Genomic DNA, 23112 nt, shown 5'->3' with positions numbered 1-23112 from the left:
CACACACATTAAAACTGTCTTTCGATAGAATATTAATGATTTATGAAACACCCTCATTTAATTAATGGGGTTTATTTGCATAATGCGGAAGCGGCAGCACTGGTGCAACCGCTCGGTAATGAAGACGCAAGCGACTGGCTGTGTGCCGGTGTCGGCACAACGGAATCAGAGGGCAAAAGCGTCTCAACACTTACCGGTATTGAGGGACACCCGCGTGGTGGTTCACACCGACTCTGTGGGGTCTACGCCTTTCGTCCCACTGTAACACCTTATCTCTTAAGAAACCCCGGCATCGTTACACGGGTCCCTGTCGGTGGGATGCCGCCCCCAGAATCCGAAATCGCGCAATCTATGCAACTCATGGTTGACGATGGACGCACAGTGTTGACGGTTGAAGCAGAAGATTTCTTTGTTGACGTTGACAAGCCGTGGCATGTGTTAGAGGCAAACAAACGTTTGGTTGACCACCTTGCAAAACTGGTCACAGAAGATCAGATTGCGACAGGTGCCACAATCTCGGATGCCGCTGAAATTAATGGACACGTCGTTTTAGGAAAAAACTCTGTGATTGGTCCCCGCGTCGTCATTAACGGCACTCTCATCGCAGGCGCGAACAACAACATAACGAACGGTGCCATTCTACACGGAAATATTTTCGTCGGAGACCAGTGCAGGATCAGTGACTATTGCGATGTCGGCAGCAGTGCCATCGGCAACCGATGTATTATTGGGCACGGTGCCGAGATGGCAGGTGTCCTATTTGACAAGGTTTATCTCTATCACTACTGTGAGATGTCCGGCGTTTTCGGATGTGCGACCGATATCGGCGCGGCGACGGTATGTGGCACCCTCCGATTCGACGATAAAGATACACCAATGCAAGTAGAAGGACGTTACGAAGTTCCACCTTACGGAGCAAATGCCACCTATATGGGGGATTATTGCCGCACTGGCGTTAATGCGATAATTATGCCCGGTAGACGCATCGGCTCCTACAGTGTTGTAGGCCCCGGCGTGATTCTGTACGACGATGTTCCAAGCAAAACAATGATAATGGCGAAACAGGAATTGGTGACGAAACCTTGGGGACCGGAACGGTACGGATGGTAGGTGAAAGTTAGAGCAGCTCCTTTAGCAGCTGGGTAAGTTCATCGTTACCATCGGCGAGTTCAAAGACGCGTTTAATTTTTTCTTCACGGTCGGTTTCGGATTGCGACGCTGCTGCATCCGGATCCCAAAGCACCTCAAGTTCCTTCGGATTGAGCCGATCATAGTTAACCTTGACGAGTGTAAACGGGTAGTTTTCAGGAATAATAACGATCCAGTCAATCGTTTCACCCCGGGGGGAATACTGCCTATCAACGGTTAACTTTGATTCTTGATGCGGCACGTTTTTTTTGACCCACTGTTTGCGACCAAGCGCGTCTATTTCAAAATGTCCAACTTCTAACCAATTGCGTCCCGCGCCGTTAGGTTTGGTGGTAATTTCAATGCGGTGCATATCAGTCTTTTTCTCCGTTTCAATCGTAAATTTTTGTCCGCAATCCGTTTTAAGAATTTCATCCGTTGGATATGCATGTTTTGTTCAGAAATTTTAACATGTTGTGTCAAAAAAGTCAAGTCTCTGAATTACCGGTGTGTAAAGTTTTTGGCATTAACGACTTTCACACTTTTGTAGGCTGGGTTTCAACCCCCATATAGAAGTCATGATCTGACAGGAGGACATCTTAAAATCCGCGTTCTCCGTGTCCTCGGCGATCCAGAGAAAAAATAATATATGCCTCAAGTAACATCCGGTCGCCCTATTTTTTGACAAAATTAACATAAACAAAATAAATTTGCATTTTTTATAAAAAATTGGTATAATATTGATAGGGATTAGTTTTTATTTAGTGGTATACTTGTATCCACACCGCGTGCAATTAGACTGAAAGGTTAATCTTCCAACATGAAAGTGGAAATGAGATACGGCACCGGAATTTTACCCATCGAAATTCCGGATAAAAATGTAGCCAAGGTTCTCGAAATTTCGGAAAGCACTCCGCTGCCAGACGAAGTCAGAGCCGTTCGGGAGGCGATTGCGCAACCTATTGCCTCACAACCCTTGGCTGAGATAGGAAAAGGTCGAGCGTCAGCATGTATTGTGATCTCTGACATAACGCGACCCGTGCCTAACAAAGTCATTCTTCCGCCGATGTTGGAAATACTTGAACAAACCGGCATTCCACGCGAAAAAATTACGATCCTCATTGCGACCGGTATCCACCGTCCCAACGATGCGGAAGAACTCGAAACGATGGTTGGAGGCGATATTATGAAGACGTATCGCATTGTCAACCATTTTTCACAGAAACCAGAGATGCACGCATATTTAGGCAAAACACAGAACGGCACCCCAGTCCACATTGATAAGACTTATCTTGAAGCGGATCTGAAAATTACCACCGGATTAATCGAACCTCACCTGATGGCAGGCTATTCTGGTGGTAGGAAGGCAATCTGTCCAGGAATCGCCTCAGTTGAGACAATGAAGGTGATGCACGGTCCCGAACTGATGGAGCATCCGAAATCAGCTGTTGGGATTCTGGAGGGAAACCCATTTCATATAGAAGCCACAGAAATCGCGCTGATGGCGGGGGCTGATTTCAACCTGAACGTCGCAATTGATAAGCAGCGTCGGATCACAGGGGTTTTCGCGGGCGATCTGGTCGAATCACACCGTGTCGGGGCGGCGTTTGTTGAGAAACACGCCAAGGTTACCTTACCCGTCGCAGCAGATGCCGTTGTCGTTTCGAGCGCGGGCTACCCGTTAGATACAACCTTCTATCAAGCAATCAAAGGTTTACTGACTGCCGTCGAGATTGTAAAACAGGGGGGTAGTATTCTGCTTGTCGCAGCATGTAGCGAGGGTATTGGTAGCAAACCGTTCACAGATCTGATTTTCAAAACGGATGATTTAACTGCTTTTGTACGAGGGCTTTACAATCCAGCAAACTTTGTCATCGATCAGTGGCAATTGGAAGAATTGGCGAAGGTTGCACGGAAGGCAGATATCTATTTCTATACCGATGGAATTCCCTATCATCAACGCGCAAAACTGTTCGTGCATCCCTTGAAAAGTGCACAAGAAGGCGTTGAAGAACTCTTAACGCTATATGGAGAAGATGCCCAAATCGCAGTGATTCCTGAAGGGCCCTATGTTTTAGCAAAGTTGGCAGGGAATTAATAGCAAATAGAATTAGCAATTGAAAGGTCGCACCGACTGAGGAAATAGCCTTAATAATGTAAAAGTTGAGGCGAAAGTAGCAAAATGGCAAACTCCATTGTGGCACTCAGAGCATATAGGGATGGCTTGCACCTGATTATCAGGCCTCACCTGTCTATCACGGAAGTTGAAGCAGCTATTCAACAAGAAATGTCCCGGATGAATCGTCCTTTAATTGGGGCATCTGTGCAGATTGATCTTAAGTGTCCAACCCTGAAAGAGGAGGAGATAGCGTACTTAAGATCTAAACTCCAAGAGACCTATAATCTGACAGTGCGGAGCATCGAATCCTTTGATGAACAGCCCACTCCGCCTATTGCCGCCGCGCCAACGACCCACACTATTTCACAAATAGCAGAGGTGCAGGACAGTCGCGATAACGAACCCGCAAGGATTGTACCCTACACGATCCGCTCGGGACAAACAGAAGATTATCCACAAGGAAGCCTTATTATCTACGGGGATGTGAATTCGGGCGGTGAAGTCAGAGCGGGTGGAGATATTGTTGTGCTCGGTGCCCTCCGCGGGAACGCACACGCAGGAATGAATGGTAGGTTATCCGCCGTAGTTATCGCGATGGACTTAATTCCTGTCCAACTTCAAATTGGTGACTTCGTAAATCGCCGACCGATTGGCCAAAAACCCCGAGGTTACCCAGAAATCGCGCGCGTTGGGGTGGAAAACGTAATTATTGTTGAAAAATTCGCTAAGTTTTAACAAAGGAGGTCCCGGCTATGGGAAAAGTAATCGTAGTGACATCAGGAAAGGGAGGTGTCGGAAAAACAACCTCTACTGCCAATTTAGGGACAGCACTCGCACTTCTCGGTAAAACAGTCGCGGTTGTCGATGCAGATGTCGGGCTTCGGAATCTGGATATCGTCATGGGACTTGAGAGTCGAATTGTTTACACTTCAATGGATGTCATCGAAAAGCAGTGCGAACTCAGCAAAGCTCTCGTCAAAGATCGGCGCGTTGATGGGTTGATGCTACTCGCAGCATCCCAGAAAAACAACAAAGACGACATCCAACCGGCGCAAATGAAAGCGATTTGTGAAAAATTGCGGGCAAACCACGATTTTGTGTTGGTCGATTCCCCGGCAGGTATTGAGCGCGGTTTTAGTAATGCCTCCGCAGGTGCTGACGAAGCCATCGTTGTTACCACCCCGGATGTCTCCGCAATTCGGGATGCTGACCGGATCATCGGGTTGTTGCAAAACGAAAGAATCGAACCGATCAATCTCATCTTAAACCGCTTCTCGCCCGAACTCGTAGGGAACGGAAGTATGATGGATCAAGCCGATGTTTTGGACATCCTCAATATCGATTTGATCGGTATTGTCCCAGAAGATAGTGGAGTCATCACTTCCACAAACCGTGGGATTCCTTTAGTGTACGAAGACACTTCACCGGGGTCCCAGGCTTATATGCGCATTGCACGGCGACTCACCGGACAACGAATTCCGATCCCCGACTTAGAGCATAAAGGCTTGCTTACGAATCTTATAAACTGGTTCACACGGAAGAGATAAGGAGTCCCCCGATGAATATAAGTATAAAACAACTATTCGGGCGAAGACCCAAATCCAGTAATATCGCCAAACAACGCTTGAAACTTGTCATTACACAAGATAGGATGGATGTTGATGATCGCTTTATGACAAGGTTGCACAATGAATTAGCAGAGGTGCTGGCAAAGTATTTTGAATTTTCGGTCAACTCTGTTCAGGTGTCCTTGAAACAGAAGGGAAATTCCTATGTACTTGTTGCGGACTTTCCTTACAAAAAGTTCCACGACATGAATGCAGGTCAATAACCAACTGGTAATAAAGTTGTAAGAGTCGAAAACAAAGCTGCGGGAATACAGCACGAAGACATTATAAGATCAATTCCCTTACGGCTTTTGCGACCCCGTGATCATCATTCGTCGTTGTGATATGGTCGGCACAAGCAAGGATTGGTGGAACTGCGTTTGCCATCGCTATGCCGAATCCGGCTGTTTTGAGTAAACTCTCATCGTTGTAACTGTCGCCAAAAGCAACAACCGTATTCATTGGAATGTTGAATTGATTGGCGAGGGCTGTTAGTGCGCGTCCCTTGGTAACCGTTGGATTCATAAACTCAATATATTCTGCTTGGGTCTGCGTGACGTAAAGTCTCTCCGCATAATTGGTTTGAAAACTTTCTAAGAGTGGCTGTAATTTTTCGGGTGTGTGGATAAGAAGTATCTTCGTCGGTGTTTCACCCGCTAATTCGCGCAGGTCGCCGACAGGTGTAGCTGGAACACCCGTTCGTGTTTCGTAGAGATCACTCCACGCGTTCCGTTCAGCGACATAAAGTTCGTCGTTCAAACAGAAATTCAGATGTAAATTCTGTTCGATGCAGTCATTGACAACTGCCATCGCGTAATCTGCGGGAACAGGAGTGTGATGATACACCTCCCCGGTGGTCGCATGTCGTACCATCGCCCCGTTGTAAGAAATGATAGGGTTTTCGAGTCCGATCTGATCACTAATCGGCTGAATCGAACGGTGCATCCTTCCAGATACTAATACGACAAGAATATCGTTCGCCGCGAGTGCCTGAAGAGCCTCGCGGTTTTTTGCTGCTAACTTATGTTCACTATTTAGAAGTGTCCCATCTAAGTCGAAAGCCGCCAAGCGACACGGTATTTTCATTTTTTGATTTTTTGCTCCTACGGTTGGTTAAAGAAACGCTTCAGCAAAGCGGTTTGTACCCTCGCCCCTTGGTTATCAACCACATCCGGCTGGCGAGGATTGTATCCTCACTCTAACGAAACCCACACACCGCTGGCGAGGATTGTATCCTCGCCTCCGTACAACTACCGCCAAACTGCTTGTTCTGTTTCTCGGTCAAAGAGATGCATCTCTTCTTCGCTAAAATCTAACCAAACCCTATCCCCTACTGCGACCTGAAATGTCGGGTGTGTCCTAACCCGAAGTAGGATCGGCTCCTGTGTCTCTGGGTGCGTCCCGAGACGGATATCAAGGATGTTCACAGGACCGAGGGGTTCAACGAGATGCAGATGAGCAGGAATGCTTTGTCCATTCGGTTGATTCGCGGCTGTGATATGCTCAGGTCGAATGCCAAATACCAAGCCATTTTCCTGTGAAACTGAACTGATACGTGCTTGTCGTTCTGGAGAGAGGCGAAGATGAACATCAGTGTGGCTAAGACGGAGAACAGATTCGCCTTCCTGACTGGCTAACTCTGCCCCGAGGAGGTTCATGGTCGGCATTCCCATAAATCCTGCTACGAAAAGACTTTCCGGCTTGTTGTAGACCTCGTGTGGCGTACCAATTTGCTGTAGCAGACCTTGGTGGATAACTGCGATTCTGTCCGCAAGGGACATCGCTTCGACTTGGTCATGCGTTACAAAGATGGTTGTCGCACCGATTTCGTGTTGGAGCCGTTTAATTTCGGCACGCGTATCAACGCGAATCTTCGTATCTAAATTCGCCATAGGTTCATCAAGGAGATAAACTTTCGGTTGACGCACCATTGCACGCCCAAGTGCAACGCGTTGCATCTCACCCCCACTAAGCACATTCGGCTTCCGATCAAGCATATTGGATATCTGTAAAATCTCGGCGACCCGCTTAACTTGCGTGTCAATTTCGGATTTTGAGACCTTCACCGCTTTGAGTGGAAAAGCAATATTATCGTAGACGCTCAGATGTGGATAGAGGGCGTAGAATTGAAAGACAAAAGCGATGTCGCGATCCGCAGGCGAGAGATCGTTGACGCGCTGTCCATCAATGAAGATGTCGCCTTCTTCAGGGTTTTCTAAGCCAGCAATGAGGCGGAGCGTTGTGGTTTTGCCACAGCCGGAGGGACCGAGAAAGACGACGAACTCTTTGTCCTCAATTTCAAGGTTAAAATCCTTGACAGCGACGACATCGCCGAAACGTTTTACAATATTCTCAAGTTTGATGTGCGCCATAATATGAGTTGTCAGTTATCAATTATCGGTTATCAGTTGTCAGTTTATAGTAAAATCCGAAAATAAGAGGGCACTTTGGGAAACACAAAACACTTCACCACCGCTGGCGAGGTTTGTAACCTCGCCCTTCCATAATGTCTAATTAATTGCAGGTTTTACTATAAATGAGAACTCCGAAACACTCAGCAGCTCTTGTGACTGAAAACTGAAAGGATTTTTTCGGAGAAAAAATCCGAACTGACTGCTGACTGCCACTTTACATCAGGAAATGCATCACCGCTCCTGAAACAAGTGGTACTGTGAGGTTATCATCAATAGGAAACGGAATGAGCTCCACGATTGTTGCGACCAAGGCACCGATGATTGCTATAACAGGATTCAACTTAACTAAAGCGATAGCGGCACAGACAACAAAACACGCAGCACTCCCCTCCAAACTCTTTCTGCCGAGGAGTTTTGTTTTACCCCACTGTTTACCCACCAATGCAGCTGCGAGATCCCCCAATATCATGAAAAAAATGCAAACAATAGCGAGCGTCTTAGCAAAAAAGAAAATGCACAAGAAAGCACTGATGAGGTAGTAGGTTGCACCCGTTATCGCGCCTTTGCGCTCATGTGTGCGGAGGAGAGGTTTGAAAATTCGGAAAAAGAAATCGCCGAAAGGTGGAGAGAGCCACTTCACCAATTCCACGGCAAGCGCGAATCCGGTCAATATCCCGATTAAAACCAACATCGTCGATTTATCCAAGAAGAGATAGATAACCGGTAGGGTAAGTCCCGATAAATGAATGCTTTTCCGAAGCAGTTCGCGTAGCACCAATTCACCTTCCATACAACAGAGTCGCCTGTCCTTAATAATTATTATAAGACTTACAGGAGAAAATATCAAGAAAATCTGATAACTGATAACTACTATTTTTTAACAAAAAAATAACACACTTTTGTTGCATTTGAGGATTACAATTTTCCTACCATTGGAATAGTGTTGGGAATAGAAACGTTGACGGAACACCATTTGCGCGTTCTATAATGAAGCAAAAGGAGAGGATTTCTTAACATGGGTTTGCAAGCTCCACCTTTGGGGAAATGGTTTCGCATCTGTTCATTGCTTTTGGTGCTTGGCGCAGGAATCGCACCCGGAGAGGTAGGTGCTGATAACCATGAAACACAGCAGCTCGTCAAAATAACGGGTACCGTTGTAGATAACGACACCGAGGCACCGATACCAGAGGTGACCATTCGGGTTGCCGATACCAAGATTCAAACCACAACGGATGAGACAGGTGCGTTTTCACTGGAATTGCCGAGCGGCACCTATAAGATTCACGCAAGCGCACCATTTTATAATACTTATGTCATTACCGATGTTCAGGTGAGCACAGACGCGACACCGGAAACACTTCAAGTCAAACTGACACCGCAAGTGGTAAAACTTGATGCAATCAAATTACCGGTCAGACTGAGCCAAGCCAGTGAGCGCGGTCTTCTTGAAAAGCGGATGCGCAGCTCACGAATTGAAGATAGTATCAGCACAGAAGAAATTAGCCGTCTCCCCGCCTCATCTGCCGGTGAGGCTATTAAACGGGTGACTGGGGTCAGCATTGTTGGTGGACGTTATGTGTTCGTCCGCGGACTCGGAGAACGCTACAGTAATACACTACTTAATAATGTTGAAATTCCGAGTCCTGAGCCGAACCGTCGGGTTGTGCCAATGGATATTTTCCCCGCAAGCCTCCTCGCGAGTCTACAGACAGTCAAAACCTTCTCCCCCGACCAGCCGGGCGGTTTTGCTGGCGGTTCTGTTCAAGTGTTCACCAAAGACTTCCCAGAAGAACTCACAATGTCCCTGTCAATGTCAAGCGGTTTCAACACACAAGCAACAGGAGCAGACGGCTTGACATACCCGGGTGGCGATTTGGATTTCTTAGGATTTGACGACGGTTCGCGCGATTTGCCCAGCATTGTCCAAAATCGAGCAGCAGACGTACCAATTCGTGAACGAGGGCGTTTTACACCCTTAGGATTCACCCCCAAAGAAATTCAGGAGTTCGGTCAATCGTTTTCCAATGTCTGGTCGCCAGAACGACAATCCATACCAATCAACCAAGGTTATAAATTCAGTCTCGGTAATAGCAACAAGATTCTCGGTAAAGAGTTCGGCTATTTAGGTGTAATCTCTTACGGCAATAGTCATAGTTACGGCACACAGGTTCGCAACGCCTTCCGGATCGGTTTGAACGAGACGCTTTCACCTGTAACTTCGTATAACGTTGAACGGAGTGGTAACGAAGTGGATTGGGGGAGCGTCCTAAATACCAGTCTCCGTTTCTCTCCACAACACTTACTCAGCATAAAGACGCTTTTCACACACACGGCTGAAGACGAAACGCGAACATGGGAGGGCTTCAACGCTGATAGAAACACAGATATGCGGAGTTTCCGCCTCCGATACGTTGAACGCCAACTCTTCTCCGGACAACTCGCAGGAATGCACGACTTTAACTTTGGCGCGCCCGCATTGGAAACTACAGAAGAAGGCCCAGAACAACCCGATGTCTCTATGGAGTGGCGACTGACCTATTCTCGTGCATCACGCGATGAACCCGACACGCGTGAAAATATTTACGAAGATAGAGGCGATGGAACATACACTTTCCGTGATGTCACACATAGCGGTAGTCGGTTCTTCTTTGATCTTGAGGACGATGAATACAACGCACGGGTTGATTGGAAAATTCCACTTGGTGCCGAAGGTCTCTTCAAATTCGGTGGACTCTTGCGAGATCGGGCGCGGACGTTTGACGTACGTAGATTTAGATTCCTACCTGCTGACCAAGTAGACGCTACCGTCAATCTATCCGATCCACCTGAAATCCTTTTCCAAACGCAAAACATAGCCCCTCGTGTCTTTGAATTGCGGGAATCCACTCGCTCTACGGATAACTATCTTGCAGACCACAATATCTACTCAAGCTACTTGATGCTCGATCTACCGATTACCGCAAAATGGCAGGTCATGACCGGGGTCCGATTGGAGTCTTCGGATCAAACGGTTACCACCTACGATCCATTCTCTGCCTCAGGAAGACCGCTTATAGCGAGTCTGGAAACTCTCGATTGGCTGCCGGGGTTGAATGTAACGTATCGCCTAACAGATCGGATGAATCTGCGCCTCGCAGCATCTCGCACGATTACACGCCCCGATTTTCGGGAACTCGCGCCTTTTGAATTTACAGACTTCGTCGGCGGTAGAACGATTCTTGGCAATCCTGATTTGGAGCGGACTCAGATCGACAATTTCGATTTCCGTTGGGAAACTTTTCCCCAGATAGGCGGCATTCTGGCGGTAAGTGTGTTCTATAAACGGTTCCAAAAACCGATCGAGCAGATCGTCCAACCCCAGGCAGAAGTCCGAATCACCTATGAAAACGCCGAAAGTGCTAACAATTACGGTTTGGAGTTAGAAGCTCGCCAGAATTTAGGCATCCTCACAGAGACATTACGTAAATTTTCCATCAACACAAACGCTGCACTGATTTCCTCACAAGTGGTTTTACCGGAAGATGTTGGTATTCAGACCTCCTCCGAACGTCCACTACAAGGACAGTGTCCTTACATCGTTAACGTCTCCATCGGTTTTGAAGATCCCAACTGGGGTATTTCCAGCGCAATTGCCTATAATATCTTTGGGCGTAGGCTCTCCGAGGTAGGTAATCACGGAGCACCGGATGTTTACGAGCAACCACGTGGGCAGTTGGACGCGAGTTTCAGCCGAACGGTTGCCAATCACTTCAAATTCAGCATTTCGGCGAAAAACCTGATTGACCCCTACGTCCGTTACAAGATAGGAGAAGCAACCTATCTTGAGTATAAGCTCGGTAGATCGTTCTCGTTTGGAATAAGCTACAATTTGTAGTGGAATTAGCCATCAGCAGTCAGCGATCAGGAAGAAAAATCTGCAAAGTATAAAAAAATCATAATATTGTCATTTTCTTGCAACAATTTACGAGTATCCTTAATTGTAAAAGTAATTTACAACAACATAAATGCCTGACCGTAGGATCGGTTAGGCGTAGATAACAAATAAACACGGAGTTGGATTAGTTAATGTTAAACATTGCGGGTGCCCCCGCATCCACTGAAACACAGGGTATATATCAGAGTTGGGTGTTCTTGTTGATAGCGATTTTCACGGTCAGTATTGCGTTGGCTTTTGTCGGTTGCGGCAGCAATGAAACGGGGGAAGCACTTATCCTTGAAGAAGCAGTTCTTGATGTTGACGGACACCAAGTGGTCGTTTTGCAGGGTAACCTCACCGCGAGGACCGACAGTGAACTCAGTCAACTCAGTGAGAACATCGAACTTATCCTCAAAGATGAAAACCTCACTGCCTATGCGCGTCAGGAATTGGAGGGTGACCTGAACCAGTTGTCTTATGAACGCCAGTTACGTTCACTTTTGAGCGAACCTGATAGTCCAAACTGGCACCTTTCTGAAACATACGAGTACCTGTTACGAGGCGCAGTGTTTGTCAAAAATGGCGCAATATTAACCATTGAGCCGGGTGTCAAAATTTACGGAGAGCAGGCAACCAACGGTACACTTATCATTGCCCAAGGCTCTAAAATTATGGCGGAAGGCACAGAATCTGCTCCCATTGTTATGTCGAGTGATGCCTTTGAAGGTTCCCGCGCACGAGGACAGTGGGGTGGTCTGATTATCAACGGTAGTGCCCCAACGAACCAAGGCGTAACTTTCGGCGAAGGCGACACAGGCGCGTTCGGTGGAAACGATCCCACCGACAGCAGCGGTGTTCTCCGCTATGTTCGTGTCGAGTATGCGGGTATCGAATTCAGTCCTGATAACGAATTGAACGGCATCGCCTTCCAAGGTGTTGGATCCGGTACTGTCGTGGATCACGTCCAAGTACACATGAACCAAGATGATGGCGTTGAGATGTTCGGCGGTACCGTCAACCTTAAATATGTCATGGTTACCGGTGCCCGCGACGATTCCTTTGACTGGACAGATGGCTGGACAGGTAAGGCGCAGTTCCTCGTCGTGCAGCAGTATGGCGACGATGCAGACAACGGCTTTGAAGTCGATAACAGCAGTAAAGATAACGAGGCAACGCCACGTTCCGCCGCGACTATCTACAACGCGACACTCGTCGGTGATCCTGCTGGTCAGGAAAGCGATAACGGTATGTTGATTCGCGAAGGTGCTGCTGGCACATTCGCAAACTTCATCGTTATCGGATTTAACAAAGTCGGACTCGATATCAACAATGAAGCAACCCACGCGCAAGCAACGGGTGGGAAACTGGTTGTTAAAAACAGTATCTTCTTTGAAAATAGAAAAGGCAATTTCGGCGATGAAAAAGACGACGATGGTTTCGACGAAGCCGGTTTTGCAGCCGCCAACAACAATAAAGAAATTGATCCACGCTTGGTAGCACCATTCAATAAGTCCGCACCGAACTTCACACCTGGCGCAGGCGCGAAAGCCGTAACACCTGCGAATCCTCCAAGTGACGGTTTCTTTGAACAAGTTGACTTCGTCGGTGGCGTGAGCCCAAGCAACAACTGGACCACAGGATGGACAACGAGTGCGCAGAGGTAATGAACGCACCGTTCACACATTTTACATCCTTCTAACGACACTGTTTATCTACAGCAGTTCAGTCGGATGTGAGAAATCGGATTGGAAAAATAGTCTCGACTCGCCATGCCAACTTGGTCTGGCAGTTGTAGACGCACTCAATCGAAAAGATATCGAACAGTTGGACCGCCTACGTGTGCAACGCGAGGAGTATCTTGATTGGATTTGGCCCGCGTTCCCTGCAAGCCGTCCACCCAACAATTTTCCAGGCGATTTTGCTTGGTCAAATCTAAATAAAAAGTGCAATATAGGTATGAGAAAGTGGATCGCTCACTTCGGAGGGCACAACCTGAAGTTTGTTGACATCCGCTTTGACCGACCACAGGAGACTTATGAGGGGTTCCAACTTTTGCGTGGAACCGTTTTGACATTACAGAATGCCGCTGGTGAACAGAGGGAATTGAAGATTCTCGGCTCGGTAGTTGTTAAAAACAACAGATATAAGCTACTGAGTTATGAAGACTAATTACTGATATAGCACGTCTACAGAGTGCTGAAAGGAAGGGGAAAAGAAGAATATGATGACAATGACCGATGTTCAGAGGCAGAACCGAGAAGCCGCCCAACAACGCAAAAGGAAAGCGATCCGAATCGCATGGGGTTTCGCAATCGGACTGCATGTAGTTGGAATTATTATTGGTGCTATCTACTTTATTCAAAAAACAGTGTTAGATACAAACAAAGACAAAGTAGAGAGTGTCGTTTTAGAAGCCACGAAACCAGAGCCGAAACGCCGTACACCGCCTCGTACAACACGACAACCCAGAAAACCGAAGTTTTCTAAGCTCCAGGCTCCCAAAGGACAACCCGTCACAACGGATGCTAAAATCCCGATGGGGAACGCACGTTTCACGCTGCCGACGAGTGATGTCTCCACACGTCCAGTGATGGCACCCAACGTAACTGGAATCGGTAAAAATCTGTTTAAGGCAACTCGACAACAGACAAACATCGTTACAACAATGCCAAAGTTTGAGGTGCCGAAGTTTGAGTCCACAAGTTTGGTCACGAGAATGGATATGGGAACAAGCCTCGCACAAACGGAATTCAACGACCCGGGCAATCTTGAACTCGCCTCTGTCAACTTAGGGGATGCGAAACAGTCGTTCAACGAATTCTTAAAAGCGGTGCGGGACCGAATAAAACAGGTCCAACGTTTCCCACCACGCGTCCGCAATTTAGACGATGGTAGCACCACAACGGTTCGGTTCACGCTTTTCAAAGATGGAACTATCAAGAACCCAGTTGTTACGGATCCCTCCGGCTCAAAGGCATTGGACAACGCCGCGCTCGCCGCTGTCCGAAATGCCGTGCCTTATCCACCCTTCCCCGAAGAACAAGAGGGAAACAGCCTGCGACTGGAACTCCCAATTATTTTCGAGTTAGCGAATTAAGTGGCGCGCTTCAGAAACCCACCATAACTATCAATTTTAGAAATGTCCGTTATTGTAGGTTGGGTTGAACGGATACCACCAAAATCCTGAAAAGCCATAGGAGGATGAACACGCTCGCTCCATAGACGTTACATCAAACAGAAACCAAGTGAAACCCAACGCCCTTGCGTGAAACGCTGGAAGCATGACAGTAGGCTGCCATCTGCCAACATCGGGGCATCCACCGAGTCAGTCTAATAGGTACACATACGGATCTATGCCCGAAGAATCCATGTCTAATACGAGTACGCCTGGGGGAAGTATTCCCTCCCGGACTTGGTCTGTAATTGTGCTACCACCTGGTCCTGAAATCTCAGAGGCATATTTAGTGAGTGTACCATCAGGCAGTTCGGTATCTTCCCATTTCACATAAACAACATTAGGATAGTACAAATACACTTTCCCAGTATCGGTATCCATGCTGGTCCCAACAAAACGGTTTCCTTCCTTCCATTTCTTAACCATAACGAGTCCCCACAATTCTCGCTCGGTCAACTCATCAATACGCACAGCCTTTTCTTTAGGTTGCAGCCAAACGACAGGAAACGGAAAATCGGGCGGAACTTCCGGACGTTCAATCTTTTTCGGTCCGAACGCCGAACACCCACATATCATCGAGAATCCAAATATGGCTAAAAGGTTCATTAGCAGCACTTGGCGATATTTCATAAGTTTCATTGTTTCGTCTCCTTTGAGAAATTATTGTGACAAGAACTGATGTGGATCTATAAGACCTTCTGACGAGGTTCCAAATATTTTAGAATGAAAACTTATCCCTGTCCGCCTTTGCCTTTGTCTCATCCACAAAACCCAGCAGCACCAATCCGACAATAAAGAAAATCATCAATGAAATGATGGCAAGACGGGCACTGCCGGTGATCTGTTCGATAACACCGAACGTTACGGGTCCCCAAATTGAGGAAAACTTGCTGAAGACAGAATAGAATCCGTAAAACTCCGCACTTGCCTGCTCTGGAATCATCGCGCCATAAAAGGAACGGCTCAACGCCTGTGTCCCACCGAGGACCACACCAACAACTATTCCCAGAACAAAAAATTCCGTTGCGGTATGAATAAAGTATCCATACGTAACAACCCCACTCCACAGAACCAAGGCAAACATCACGGAGCGTTTCGCACCAATGCGATTTGCGAGCCGACTGAAGATCAACGCACCCGCTATCGCAACCACTTGCACCAACAGGAGGGTGACCATGAGTGCCGTTGCCGAAAGATTTAATTCTTCTGTGCCGTAAATTGTCGCCATGCTGGTAACGGTGTGGATCCCGTCGTTATATATCATATAGGCGATGAGGAAGAGGGTAAGGTGTTTAAAGCGTCCGACCCGTTTCGCGGTCGAAAGCGTCCGACTGATGCCGAGGATGAGATAGGCGATAGGTTTGGGTTTGTTGCGGTGTGCCTCTGGAAGCTGATACGACGTTTTTTCCTCTTTTAGGTATTTCAGCGTTAACAGCGTCCAACCTGCCCACCAGATACCCGTCATCGCCATCCCGATGCGTGCCGCCATTGCTTGATCCGCTGGAGTCTTTTGCATAGCGACGAGGGCAAGCACAAGCGCAAATTGGAGCGAACCACCGATGTACCCAAACGCATATCCCCTGGCAGAAACGGAATCCAGTTTGTCTTCGGAGGCGATCTGTGGTAAGAACGCATCGTAGAAAACATTACCGCCGACAAAGCAAATTTGAGAACCGAGAAATAGCAGAATCGTCAATCCGACATCACCGGACTCACAAAAATAGAGCATTGTTGCGAAGATACTGCCCATATACGCGAACCCCATAAGAAACCGTTTTTTTGCGGCAGAGAAATCGGCAATCGCCCCAAGCACGGGTGCAAAGAGGAACACACAGAACGCCGCGGTTCCCAACATATAGCCCCACAACGCCGTCGCACTCACATTCATGCCGAGAATGTCCACACCTGCTTCGCCTACAATGGCTTTCGCAAAATAATTCGGCAATATAGCGGCGATTACAGTGGTGATATAGGCGGAATTCGCGCAGTCATACATGCACCAACCGAAAATCGTTTTCTTATCGTTTTTCATAGTTCTCCTGTCTGTAAAGGGGTAGACTCTCTGTATTTTCCCACACTTTGGGGAGAAAATCAATAAGATTCTTTAGAACGGTCGGAAACTGTTAGCGGTCAGTAATCAGTAGGTATAGCGAGTAAAACTCGCTCCTACACCAAGCATGGAAATGCGGAAGGACGGAGGATAGGCAAAATAACCTGTAGCATTAAAACGAGTTGACAAATAAAAAAAAAGATTAAAATGGAAATCTGGGAGGTTATCATGTTAGTCAAAAGGATTCTCGAAAAACGTCAGGAGAAAAAACTTCAGAGAGCCCGGTTAGAAGGAGCGAAGCAAAAGCATGCAGAGTGGGTAGAATGGGCTAAAAATGGAAAAGATAAACCTCAGCCAAAACCCCCTAAAGACTCTGAAGATAATTAGGTTTAACCAACCCTTCACCTCACAGGACCCAGAACCCACACAACGAATTGGAGCAATGGGAGCATAAGGGTTCCACGCTCCCACTGCCCTTACCTCACCAAGATTAGGCAAGGTCGAAGCGATCGAGATTCATGACCTTGTTCCACGCAGCCACGAAATCACGCACAAATGCTTCCTGTGCGTCATCGCATGCGTAGACTTCCGCAATCGCTCTGAGCTGAGAGTTTGAACCGAATACGAGATCGGCACGGGTGCCGCTCCACTTGAGATCACCTGTCAAACGATGTCGACCCTCGAACACACCCTCGGTTGTAGAAGATGCCAGCCATTCGATGTTCATGTTAAGTAAATTCACGAAGAAATCAGTCGTCAACGTCTCAGGGCGGTTCGTGAAAACGCCGAGGTCGGACTGACCGACGTTTGCATTCAGGACGCGCAAGCCACCGACGAGAACCGTCATCTCAGGAGCGGTTAGCGTCAACATGTGCGCCCGATCCACCAGCAGCTCTTCGGCTGTTCTCTCCTGTCCGTTTGCGAGATAGTTGCGAAATCCATCGGCGGTCGGTTCAAGCACAGCAAACGATTCGACATCCGTTTGCTCCTGCAACGCGTCCGTGCGTCCCGGAGCGAAGGGAACTTCTACATCAATACCGGCGTTCTCCGCAGCTGACTCAACCCCTGCACATCCAGCGAGAACGATCAAGTCAGCAAGCGAGACCTGTTTCCCGTCGGACTGCGATCCGTTAAATTCCGCTTGAATCCCCTGCAGGGTCTGAAGTACGTTCTCCAATTCAGGCGGATTGTTGACTTCCCAATCCTTCTGCGGTGCGAGGCGAATGCGTGCGCCGTTAGCACCACCGCGCTTATCGGTACCGCGGAATGTTGCCGCAGATGCCCAAGCAGTCGAGACCAGTTGGGAAATGGACAGTCCCGATTCAAGGCATTTGCCCTTGAGAGCAGCAATGTCTTGCTCCCCAATCAATTCATGATCAACATCAGGGACAGGGTCTTGCCACAACTGCGGTTCCGCAGGAACCCAAGGACCGAGGCATCGTGTGCGAGGTCCCATATCGCGATGGGTTAACTTATACCACGCCTTCGCAAAAGCATCTGCGAACTCGTCCGGGTTCTCGTAGAAACGTCTGGAAATCTTCTCGTAGGCTGGATCCGCCTTCAGAGATAGGTCAGTCGTGAGCATCATCGGCGCGTGCTTCTTCGACGGATCGTGAGCATCCGGCACGGTGTCCTGTGCGGATTCGTCTTTAGGAGTCCACTGCCATGCACCGCCGGGACCTTTTATCAGTTCCCATTCGTAATTGAACAGGTTGTAGAAGAAACCATTGTCCCACTTGATCGGCGTAGCGGTCCAGGCACCCTCCAATCCACTGGTAATCGTGTCGCCGCCCTTGCCGCTGCCAAAGGTGTTCTTCCAACCGAGTCCTTGTTCCTCAAGGGAAGCACCTTCGGGTTCGGGGCCGACGTACTCGTCCGCATCCGCAGCACCGTGGGTCTTGCCGAACGTGTGTCCACCAGCGATGAGCGCGACTGTCTCCTCGTCGTTCATTGCCATGCGACGGAACGTCTCTCTAATGTCTACTGCTGCAGCAACCGGATCCGGGTTCGCGTTGGGGCCCTGGGGATTCACATAGATTAAACCCATCTGAACGGCACCAAGAGGTTTCTCCAGATCCCTCTCACCGGTGTAGCGTTCATCTCCGAGCCACGTGGTCTCGGATCCCCAATAGATGTCTTCTTCAGGCTCCCAGACATCCTCTCGTCCGCCAGCGAATCCGAGGGTCTTGAGACCCATTGACTCAATGGCACAATTTCCAGTGAAAATTATCAGGTCTGCCCATGAAAGGCTTCGTCCGTACTTCTGCTTGACGGGCCAGAGCAACCGGACCGCCTTATCAAGGCTGGCATTGTCGGGCCAACTATTGAGGGGTGCAAAGCGCAGCGTGCCGGAGGCACCGCCGCCGCGCCCATCGTGGATGCGGTACGTGCCTGCACTGTGCCACGCCATCCGAATGAAGAGGGGACCATAGTGTCCGTAATCGGCGGGCCACCACTCCTGCGATGTCGTCATCACTTTTTCGATGTCACGCTGCAATTCCGCCAAGTCGATTGTATTGAACGCTTCAGCGTAGTTGAAATCCTCTCCTATAGGATTGGCTGAGGGTGGGTTCTGGTGGAGCATCTTCAGGTTCAACTGATTCGGCCACCATTGTTGATTTGCTATAGTGCCCTGTGCCTGAGCGTGGTGCATCACTGGGCATTTGCTTTCGTTGCTCATACTTCCTCCAATCGTGTTTTACATTTTTTCTAATCTATTCTTTGACGTATTCCTTACTTTAAGAACTTATTTAAAAAATCCAAATGGATCTCCGAAAGTTGTATTAATCATGCCATAATTTCCGCCCAAAGTCAAATCTTTTTTTACGGTATAAGAATGTGCAGAATTTCAAGGGAATAGTCGGTTTTGGAATCCCAATCCTTTAGGTTTGGGAGGAAAAACCGCCCTCTTGGAAAGGATCAGAACGCGAAAATATATTTGATGTTCGGTCCGAAATGTAGTATAATTAGAGTATCAGGTTGGCAAGCATACGACGCGTTACCCCTCGGTAACGTGCTTGCCTCCCACGTCGTAGGGGATAAACGCCTGATACCTGATATACCATGAAATTAACTTTTGTCTATCCTATGTATCCTACGAAAACACAGGAACAAACATTGTTACTGTGGTTTGAGCACTTGTGCGAACTCCAGAACTCTGCGCGCCACGATAGGCTTGTTGCGTATGAGACTGAAGGTATTTTTGTTTCCCTCTCTGAGCAGCAAACCCTTCTCACAGGTGCCCGTGAGAAATATGATGATTTCCGCTCCGTGCCACAAGATTTCCAGAACCACACGTTGCGAAGAACCGACAAAGCCTTTGCTGCATTCCGCAAACGTTGTAAGAACGGAGATGCCAAAAAAGGGTATCCTCGCCATAAAAAGCGTGTGCGTTCTCTAACATGGAGTCTTCGCAAATATACCCAAGTTGTTCGTAAAAAGACGAAAGACACTGACAAGCAGACAATACGCATTCGTGAGAACCCGATAATAGAGACCAATTTTAGGCACAATCGCTTAAAAGTGCCGAAGTTAGGCGAAGTCAAGATACGCATGCACCGTCCCCTACAAGGTGACCCGAAAGAGGTAACAATCGTCAAGAAAGCAAGTGGCTGGTATGCCCACATCTCTTGTGAGATACCCGACCCTCCGAAAGTTGAACCGACAGACGCAATCGCCGTTGACGTTGGCACTGCGCATTACTTGACGACTTCCGAAGGCGAAAAAGAAGATAACCGCCGCTGGTATCGCCAAGCAGAAGGACTGCTCCGAAAACACTCTAAAGACCTTTCCCGAAAGAAAAAAGGAAGCAACCGCACGAAAAAACAGCAACATAAACTCGCATTGCACCATGAACGAACGACAAACAAACGTAAAGACTTTATCGGCAAACTCGTCTACAAACTCTACCACCATCAGAAAAATAATGTGTTGGTAACAGAGAATCTAAAGATCTCCAATATGATTCAGAACAAACACCTCAGCAAGAGCATTTCCGATGCGTCTTGGGCAACCTTCTTTCAGTGGGCTGGAAACATAGCCGAAAGAGACGGTTTCCATTTCCACCAAGTTGATCCTAAGAATACCTCGCAAACTTGCTCCTGTTGTGGTAAGAAGTCGCGAAAAAAACTTTCACTGGCGATACGAACATTTGATTGTAGTTTTTGTGGCATGTCTTTAGACCGAGACCACAACGCTGCGATAAACATACTCTTACGGGCGGCTTGCGCCCATCGTGGAGAGCGTTGAGTTACCGACCTCTATGAAGCGAGAAACACGAACAAAGCACCAGACGCGGGCTTAGAGAACGTCAGACAACCCCTATTGTTTGATGAACTCCTAACAAGCCCAAGTCTTTAGGCTTGGGTACATTGACTAAATGTGGTATAATAAGAAAAAGCTTAAGATAATCAAGGAGGTCGTGTTCCCACTTTATATACCATGGATAATCTATGTAGATGGCTATCGATACTATTCCTCTTTTCTATTGGTGTTGGCGTGCATGCCGAAACTGAGGAACTCCAAGCAGAAGCATACCGTACTTATGAGAGCATCGAAATCGACGGTGAACTCACAGAGTCCGATTGGCAGAAAGCAACACCCATCCGTCAATTTATTCAATTTGAACCCGATGCTGGCGAACCGCTGACGGAATCAACAGAAGTTCGCATCCTTTACGATGACAGACATATCTATTTCGGTTTCGTCTGCAGCGAACCTGACCGTTCCAAGATTATTGCGAATAAGATGCGACGCGACGCGATGATGTGGGACCAAGACAACGTCTTTGTCCTACTGGATACCTATAACGATAGGCGCAGCGGCTTCTTCTTCAGAGTCAATCCGCTGGGAGCGCGGGAAGATGTCGCGCTCATGGACAGCGGCGACAGTCGAAACGAGAACTGGAACGCGGTTTGGGACTCTCGAGCGAAAATTAACGGCGATAATTGGACAACAGAGATAGCGATCCCCTTCAGTCAATTGAGGTTTAAGAGTGAAGAAGCACTAACATGGGGCTTGAATCTTGGACGCACTATCCAGAAGAATCAGGAAGAAGGCACATGGTCACCAGTGCCAGCAGCCTATACCTTCCTGGCACGCTATCGGACAACGCACTTAGGAACGCTGACCGGTTTATCAGGTATCTCACAACGCCGGAATATTGAGCTCCTACCGTATCTCCTCCCCGGTGTCGCCCGGACAGATGAGGAAGGAACCTTTGGTGTGTTCGACTTTGGAGGAGACATGAAGGTGAGTGTCACCTCAAACCTGACAGCTGATTTAACCGTCAACACAGACTTCGCACAGGTTGAAGCGGACCAAGAACAAGCGAACTTAACGCGGTTCAGTCTTTTTTTCCCAGAAAAACGCCAATTCTTCTTAGAGGGCGCAGGCTTATTCGACTTTGGCATCCCACGGACAAGTTTCAATGCACCGCCACCGCTCCTACTTTTCTACAGTCGTCGCATCGGTATTGAAGAAGGACACGCAATCCCGATTTTGACAGGCGGAAAGATTACCGGTAAAGTCGGAGGCTTCGGTGTTGGGCTTCTGAACGTTTTCACGGATAAGTATGCAGCCGACGCTACAGAAAATTTAGACGCAGTTGATGTTGACAGAACAAACTACTCGGTTTTGCGTATCAAGCGCGATCTTTTTACAGGTTCGAGCCTCGGTGTGATTGGGATTAATAAGCAAGGTCCTGATGCACACAATCGAGCAACTGGCGTTGATTTTATCTATCGTCCCACCGACAGGATGAATTTTCGAGGACTCTGGGCACGTACCTTTGAACCAAACGACCTCGTCAACGAGCAAACCCCTCCCACCGGAAACACAAACGCGTTGTACTTCGGCGGAAATTGGCAGAGCGAAGTCGCACGAGTGAACGCCTCCTATACAGACATTGGCGACGATTTCAATCCGGAAGCTGGCTATGTGTACCGCACAGGAAGCCGATGGTTTCGGAGCGAAGTCCGCGCCACCCCTTACCTCCATTGGTATGGATTTCGTCGGATGTGGGCTGGACCGGAGATCGACATCATTCTCAATTCGGACAATGAATTAGAAACGCGAACTTTTATTTGGAGCACGTGGCTCGAATTGGAAACCAACGGTTGGGGTGGACTCCGCATCCACCGAAACTTTGAGAACCTTACCGAGGACTTTGAGATTCGAGAAGGAATTGTCATTCCAAGAGGCAAGTACAGTTATAATAACTACAACCTCATGCTCAACGCTGAAGGCAAGGTCTTCAACGGACGTTTTGGGTTCAATGTCGGGGATTTCTACAACGGCACCCGACGAGGATTTGACCTCCGTCTCGACCTTCGGTTCGGTGGACGCTTTAGTTTGGAACCGAGATACGAGTTTAACCGTGTCACACTACCGCAACAAGAAGAATCTGACGAACAGGCCTCTTTTGATACAAACGTCTTCGGTGGACGTGTCGTCTATTCCTTCTCCACTGACCTCTTTACCAAGCTTTATGTACAATGGAACAGTGACCGGAATCTGGTTACCACGAATTTCTTAGTCAATTACATCTACCGCCCCGGTAGTGATTTTTATTTCGTTTTCAACCAGACGTATGGGACAGACAGTATAACATCAGGATTGCTCGATACCACCTTGGTTGGCAAAGTGACCTATTGGTGGAACCCATAGCCAACCGCAACGAAAGTAAAAAAATAAGGTTAACTGT

The 23112-nt window shown here is 48.0% G+C and carries 19 protein-coding genes; 12 read left to right on the top strand and 7 right to left on the bottom strand.

Annotation, left to right across the window (positions count from 1 at the left end; genetic code table 11):
* The first annotated feature begins 42 nt into the window (after nt 1-42).
* On the top strand, nt 43-1110 hold the full coding sequence (locus tag OXH39_11950) for a nucleotidyl transferase (GenBank protein ID MCY3551164.1): 1068 nt from the start codon (nt 43-45) through the stop codon (nt 1108-1110).
* A 7-nt stretch (nt 1111-1117) separates the two neighbouring features.
* Here the strand turns inward: OXH39_11950 and OXH39_11945 are convergent, their stop codons facing one another.
* A complete protein-coding gene (locus tag OXH39_11945) occupies nt 1118-1501 on the bottom strand; it encodes a hypothetical protein (GenBank protein MCY3551163.1) in 384 nt (127 codons plus the stop codon).
* 459 nt (nt 1502-1960) lie between these two features.
* Here OXH39_11945 and larA point away from each other — a divergent pair, with 459 nt between their 5' ends.
* The 4 genes from larA (at nt 1961) to minE (ending at nt 5078) form a co-directional block, all read left to right on the top strand.
* Complete coding sequence (gene larA, locus OXH39_11940) at nt 1961-3226, top strand: nickel-dependent lactate racemase (GenBank protein ID MCY3551162.1); 1266 nt, start codon at nt 1961-1963, stop codon at nt 3224-3226.
* 84 nt (nt 3227-3310) lie between these two features.
* Nucleotides 3311-3982, top strand: a complete 672-nt coding sequence (locus OXH39_11935; protein ID MCY3551161.1) for a hypothetical protein — start codon at nt 3311-3313, stop codon at nt 3980-3982.
* Nucleotides 3983-3999: 17 nt separating this feature from the next.
* Entirely contained in the window at nt 4000-4794 is a 795-nt protein-coding gene (gene minD, locus OXH39_11930; protein MCY3551160.1) for a septum site-determining protein MinD, read from the top strand.
* A gap of 11 nt (nt 4795-4805) precedes the next feature.
* A complete protein-coding gene (minE, locus tag OXH39_11925) occupies nt 4806-5078 on the top strand; it encodes a cell division topological specificity factor MinE (GenBank protein ID MCY3551159.1) in 273 nt (90 codons plus the stop codon).
* Between the two features lie 61 nt (nt 5079-5139).
* Here the strand turns inward: minE and OXH39_11920 are convergent, their stop codons facing one another.
* From OXH39_11920 to OXH39_11910, 3 genes are all read right to left on the bottom strand, one after another.
* Complete coding sequence (locus OXH39_11920; GenBank protein MCY3551158.1) at nt 5140-5940, bottom strand: Cof-type HAD-IIB family hydrolase; 801 nt, start codon at nt 5938-5940, stop codon at nt 5140-5142.
* Nucleotides 5941-6104: 164 nt separating this feature from the next.
* Nucleotides 6105-7226: an ABC transporter ATP-binding protein gene (locus OXH39_11915; protein ID MCY3551157.1), complete on the bottom strand. Its 1122-nt coding sequence runs from the start codon at nt 7224-7226 to the stop codon at nt 6105-6107.
* A gap of 256 nt (nt 7227-7482) precedes the next feature.
* Nucleotides 7483-8058 (bottom strand): SEC59/DGK1/VTE5 family protein, encoded by a 576-nt coding sequence (locus tag OXH39_11910; protein ID MCY3551156.1) that lies wholly within the window; start codon nt 8056-8058, stop codon nt 7483-7485.
* A gap of 225 nt (nt 8059-8283) precedes the next feature.
* Between OXH39_11910 and OXH39_11905 the strand changes: the two genes are divergently transcribed.
* The 4 genes from OXH39_11905 (at nt 8284) to OXH39_11890 (ending at nt 14281) form a co-directional block, all read left to right on the top strand.
* Entirely contained in the window at nt 8284-11142 is a 2859-nt protein-coding gene (locus OXH39_11905) for a TonB-dependent receptor (GenBank protein MCY3551155.1), read from the top strand.
* Nucleotides 11143-11333: 191 nt separating this feature from the next.
* Nucleotides 11334-12848, top strand: coding sequence for a hypothetical protein (locus tag OXH39_11900; protein MCY3551154.1), 1515 nt, complete (start codon nt 11334-11336; stop codon nt 12846-12848).
* Nucleotides 12835-13353, top strand: a complete 519-nt coding sequence (locus OXH39_11895) for a hypothetical protein (GenBank protein MCY3551153.1) — start codon at nt 12835-12837, stop codon at nt 13351-13353. Before OXH39_11900 ends, OXH39_11895 begins: the two co-directional genes overlap by 14 nt.
* A gap of 52 nt (nt 13354-13405) precedes the next feature.
* On the top strand, nt 13406-14281 hold the full coding sequence (locus OXH39_11890) for an energy transducer TonB (protein ID MCY3551152.1): 876 nt from the start codon (nt 13406-13408) through the stop codon (nt 14279-14281).
* Between the two features lie 228 nt (nt 14282-14509).
* On the opposite strand, the gene OXH39_11885 is transcribed toward OXH39_11890, so the two are convergent.
* Together OXH39_11885 and OXH39_11880 are read right to left on the bottom strand one after the other, a co-directional pair.
* Nucleotides 14510-14998 carry a hypothetical protein gene (locus tag OXH39_11885; GenBank protein MCY3551151.1) on the bottom strand — a complete coding sequence of 163 codons (489 nt, stop codon included), beginning with the start codon at nt 14996-14998 and terminating at the stop codon, nt 14510-14512.
* A gap of 79 nt (nt 14999-15077) precedes the next feature.
* Nucleotides 15078-16391 carry an MFS transporter gene (locus OXH39_11880; protein ID MCY3551150.1) on the bottom strand — a complete coding sequence of 438 codons (1314 nt, stop codon included), beginning with the start codon at nt 16389-16391 and terminating at the stop codon, nt 15078-15080.
* Between the two features lie 246 nt (nt 16392-16637).
* Between OXH39_11880 and OXH39_11875 the strand changes: the two genes are divergently transcribed.
* The gene (locus OXH39_11875) at nt 16638-16796 is read left to right on the top strand and encodes a hypothetical protein (protein MCY3551149.1); all 159 of its coding nucleotides are present in this window, start codon (nt 16638-16640) and stop codon (nt 16794-16796) included.
* 103 nt (nt 16797-16899) lie between these two features.
* On the opposite strand, the gene katG is transcribed toward OXH39_11875, so the two are convergent.
* Nucleotides 16900-19089 (bottom strand): catalase/peroxidase HPI, encoded by a 2190-nt coding sequence (katG, locus tag OXH39_11870; GenBank protein ID MCY3551148.1) that lies wholly within the window; start codon nt 19087-19089, stop codon nt 16900-16902.
* Between the two features lie 407 nt (nt 19090-19496).
* Between katG and OXH39_11865 the strand changes: the two genes are divergently transcribed.
* Together OXH39_11865 and OXH39_11860 are read left to right on the top strand one after the other, a co-directional pair.
* Nucleotides 19497-20657 carry an RNA-guided endonuclease TnpB family protein gene (locus OXH39_11865; GenBank protein ID MCY3551147.1) on the top strand — a complete coding sequence of 387 codons (1161 nt, stop codon included), beginning with the start codon at nt 19497-19499 and terminating at the stop codon, nt 20655-20657.
* A 192-nt stretch (nt 20658-20849) separates the two neighbouring features.
* Nucleotides 20850-23075, top strand: coding sequence for a DUF5916 domain-containing protein (locus tag OXH39_11860; GenBank protein MCY3551146.1), 2226 nt, complete (start codon nt 20850-20852; stop codon nt 23073-23075).
* Nucleotides 23076-23112: the final 37 nt, after the last annotated feature.

The organism is Candidatus Poribacteria bacterium (assembly GCA_026702755.1).
In the GTDB taxonomy this organism is placed as follows: domain Bacteria; phylum Poribacteria; class WGA-4E; order WGA-4E; family WGA-3G; genus WGA-3G.
Note: the sequence above shows the minus strand (reverse complement) of the source record. Positions and strands in the feature narration are given on the sequence as shown.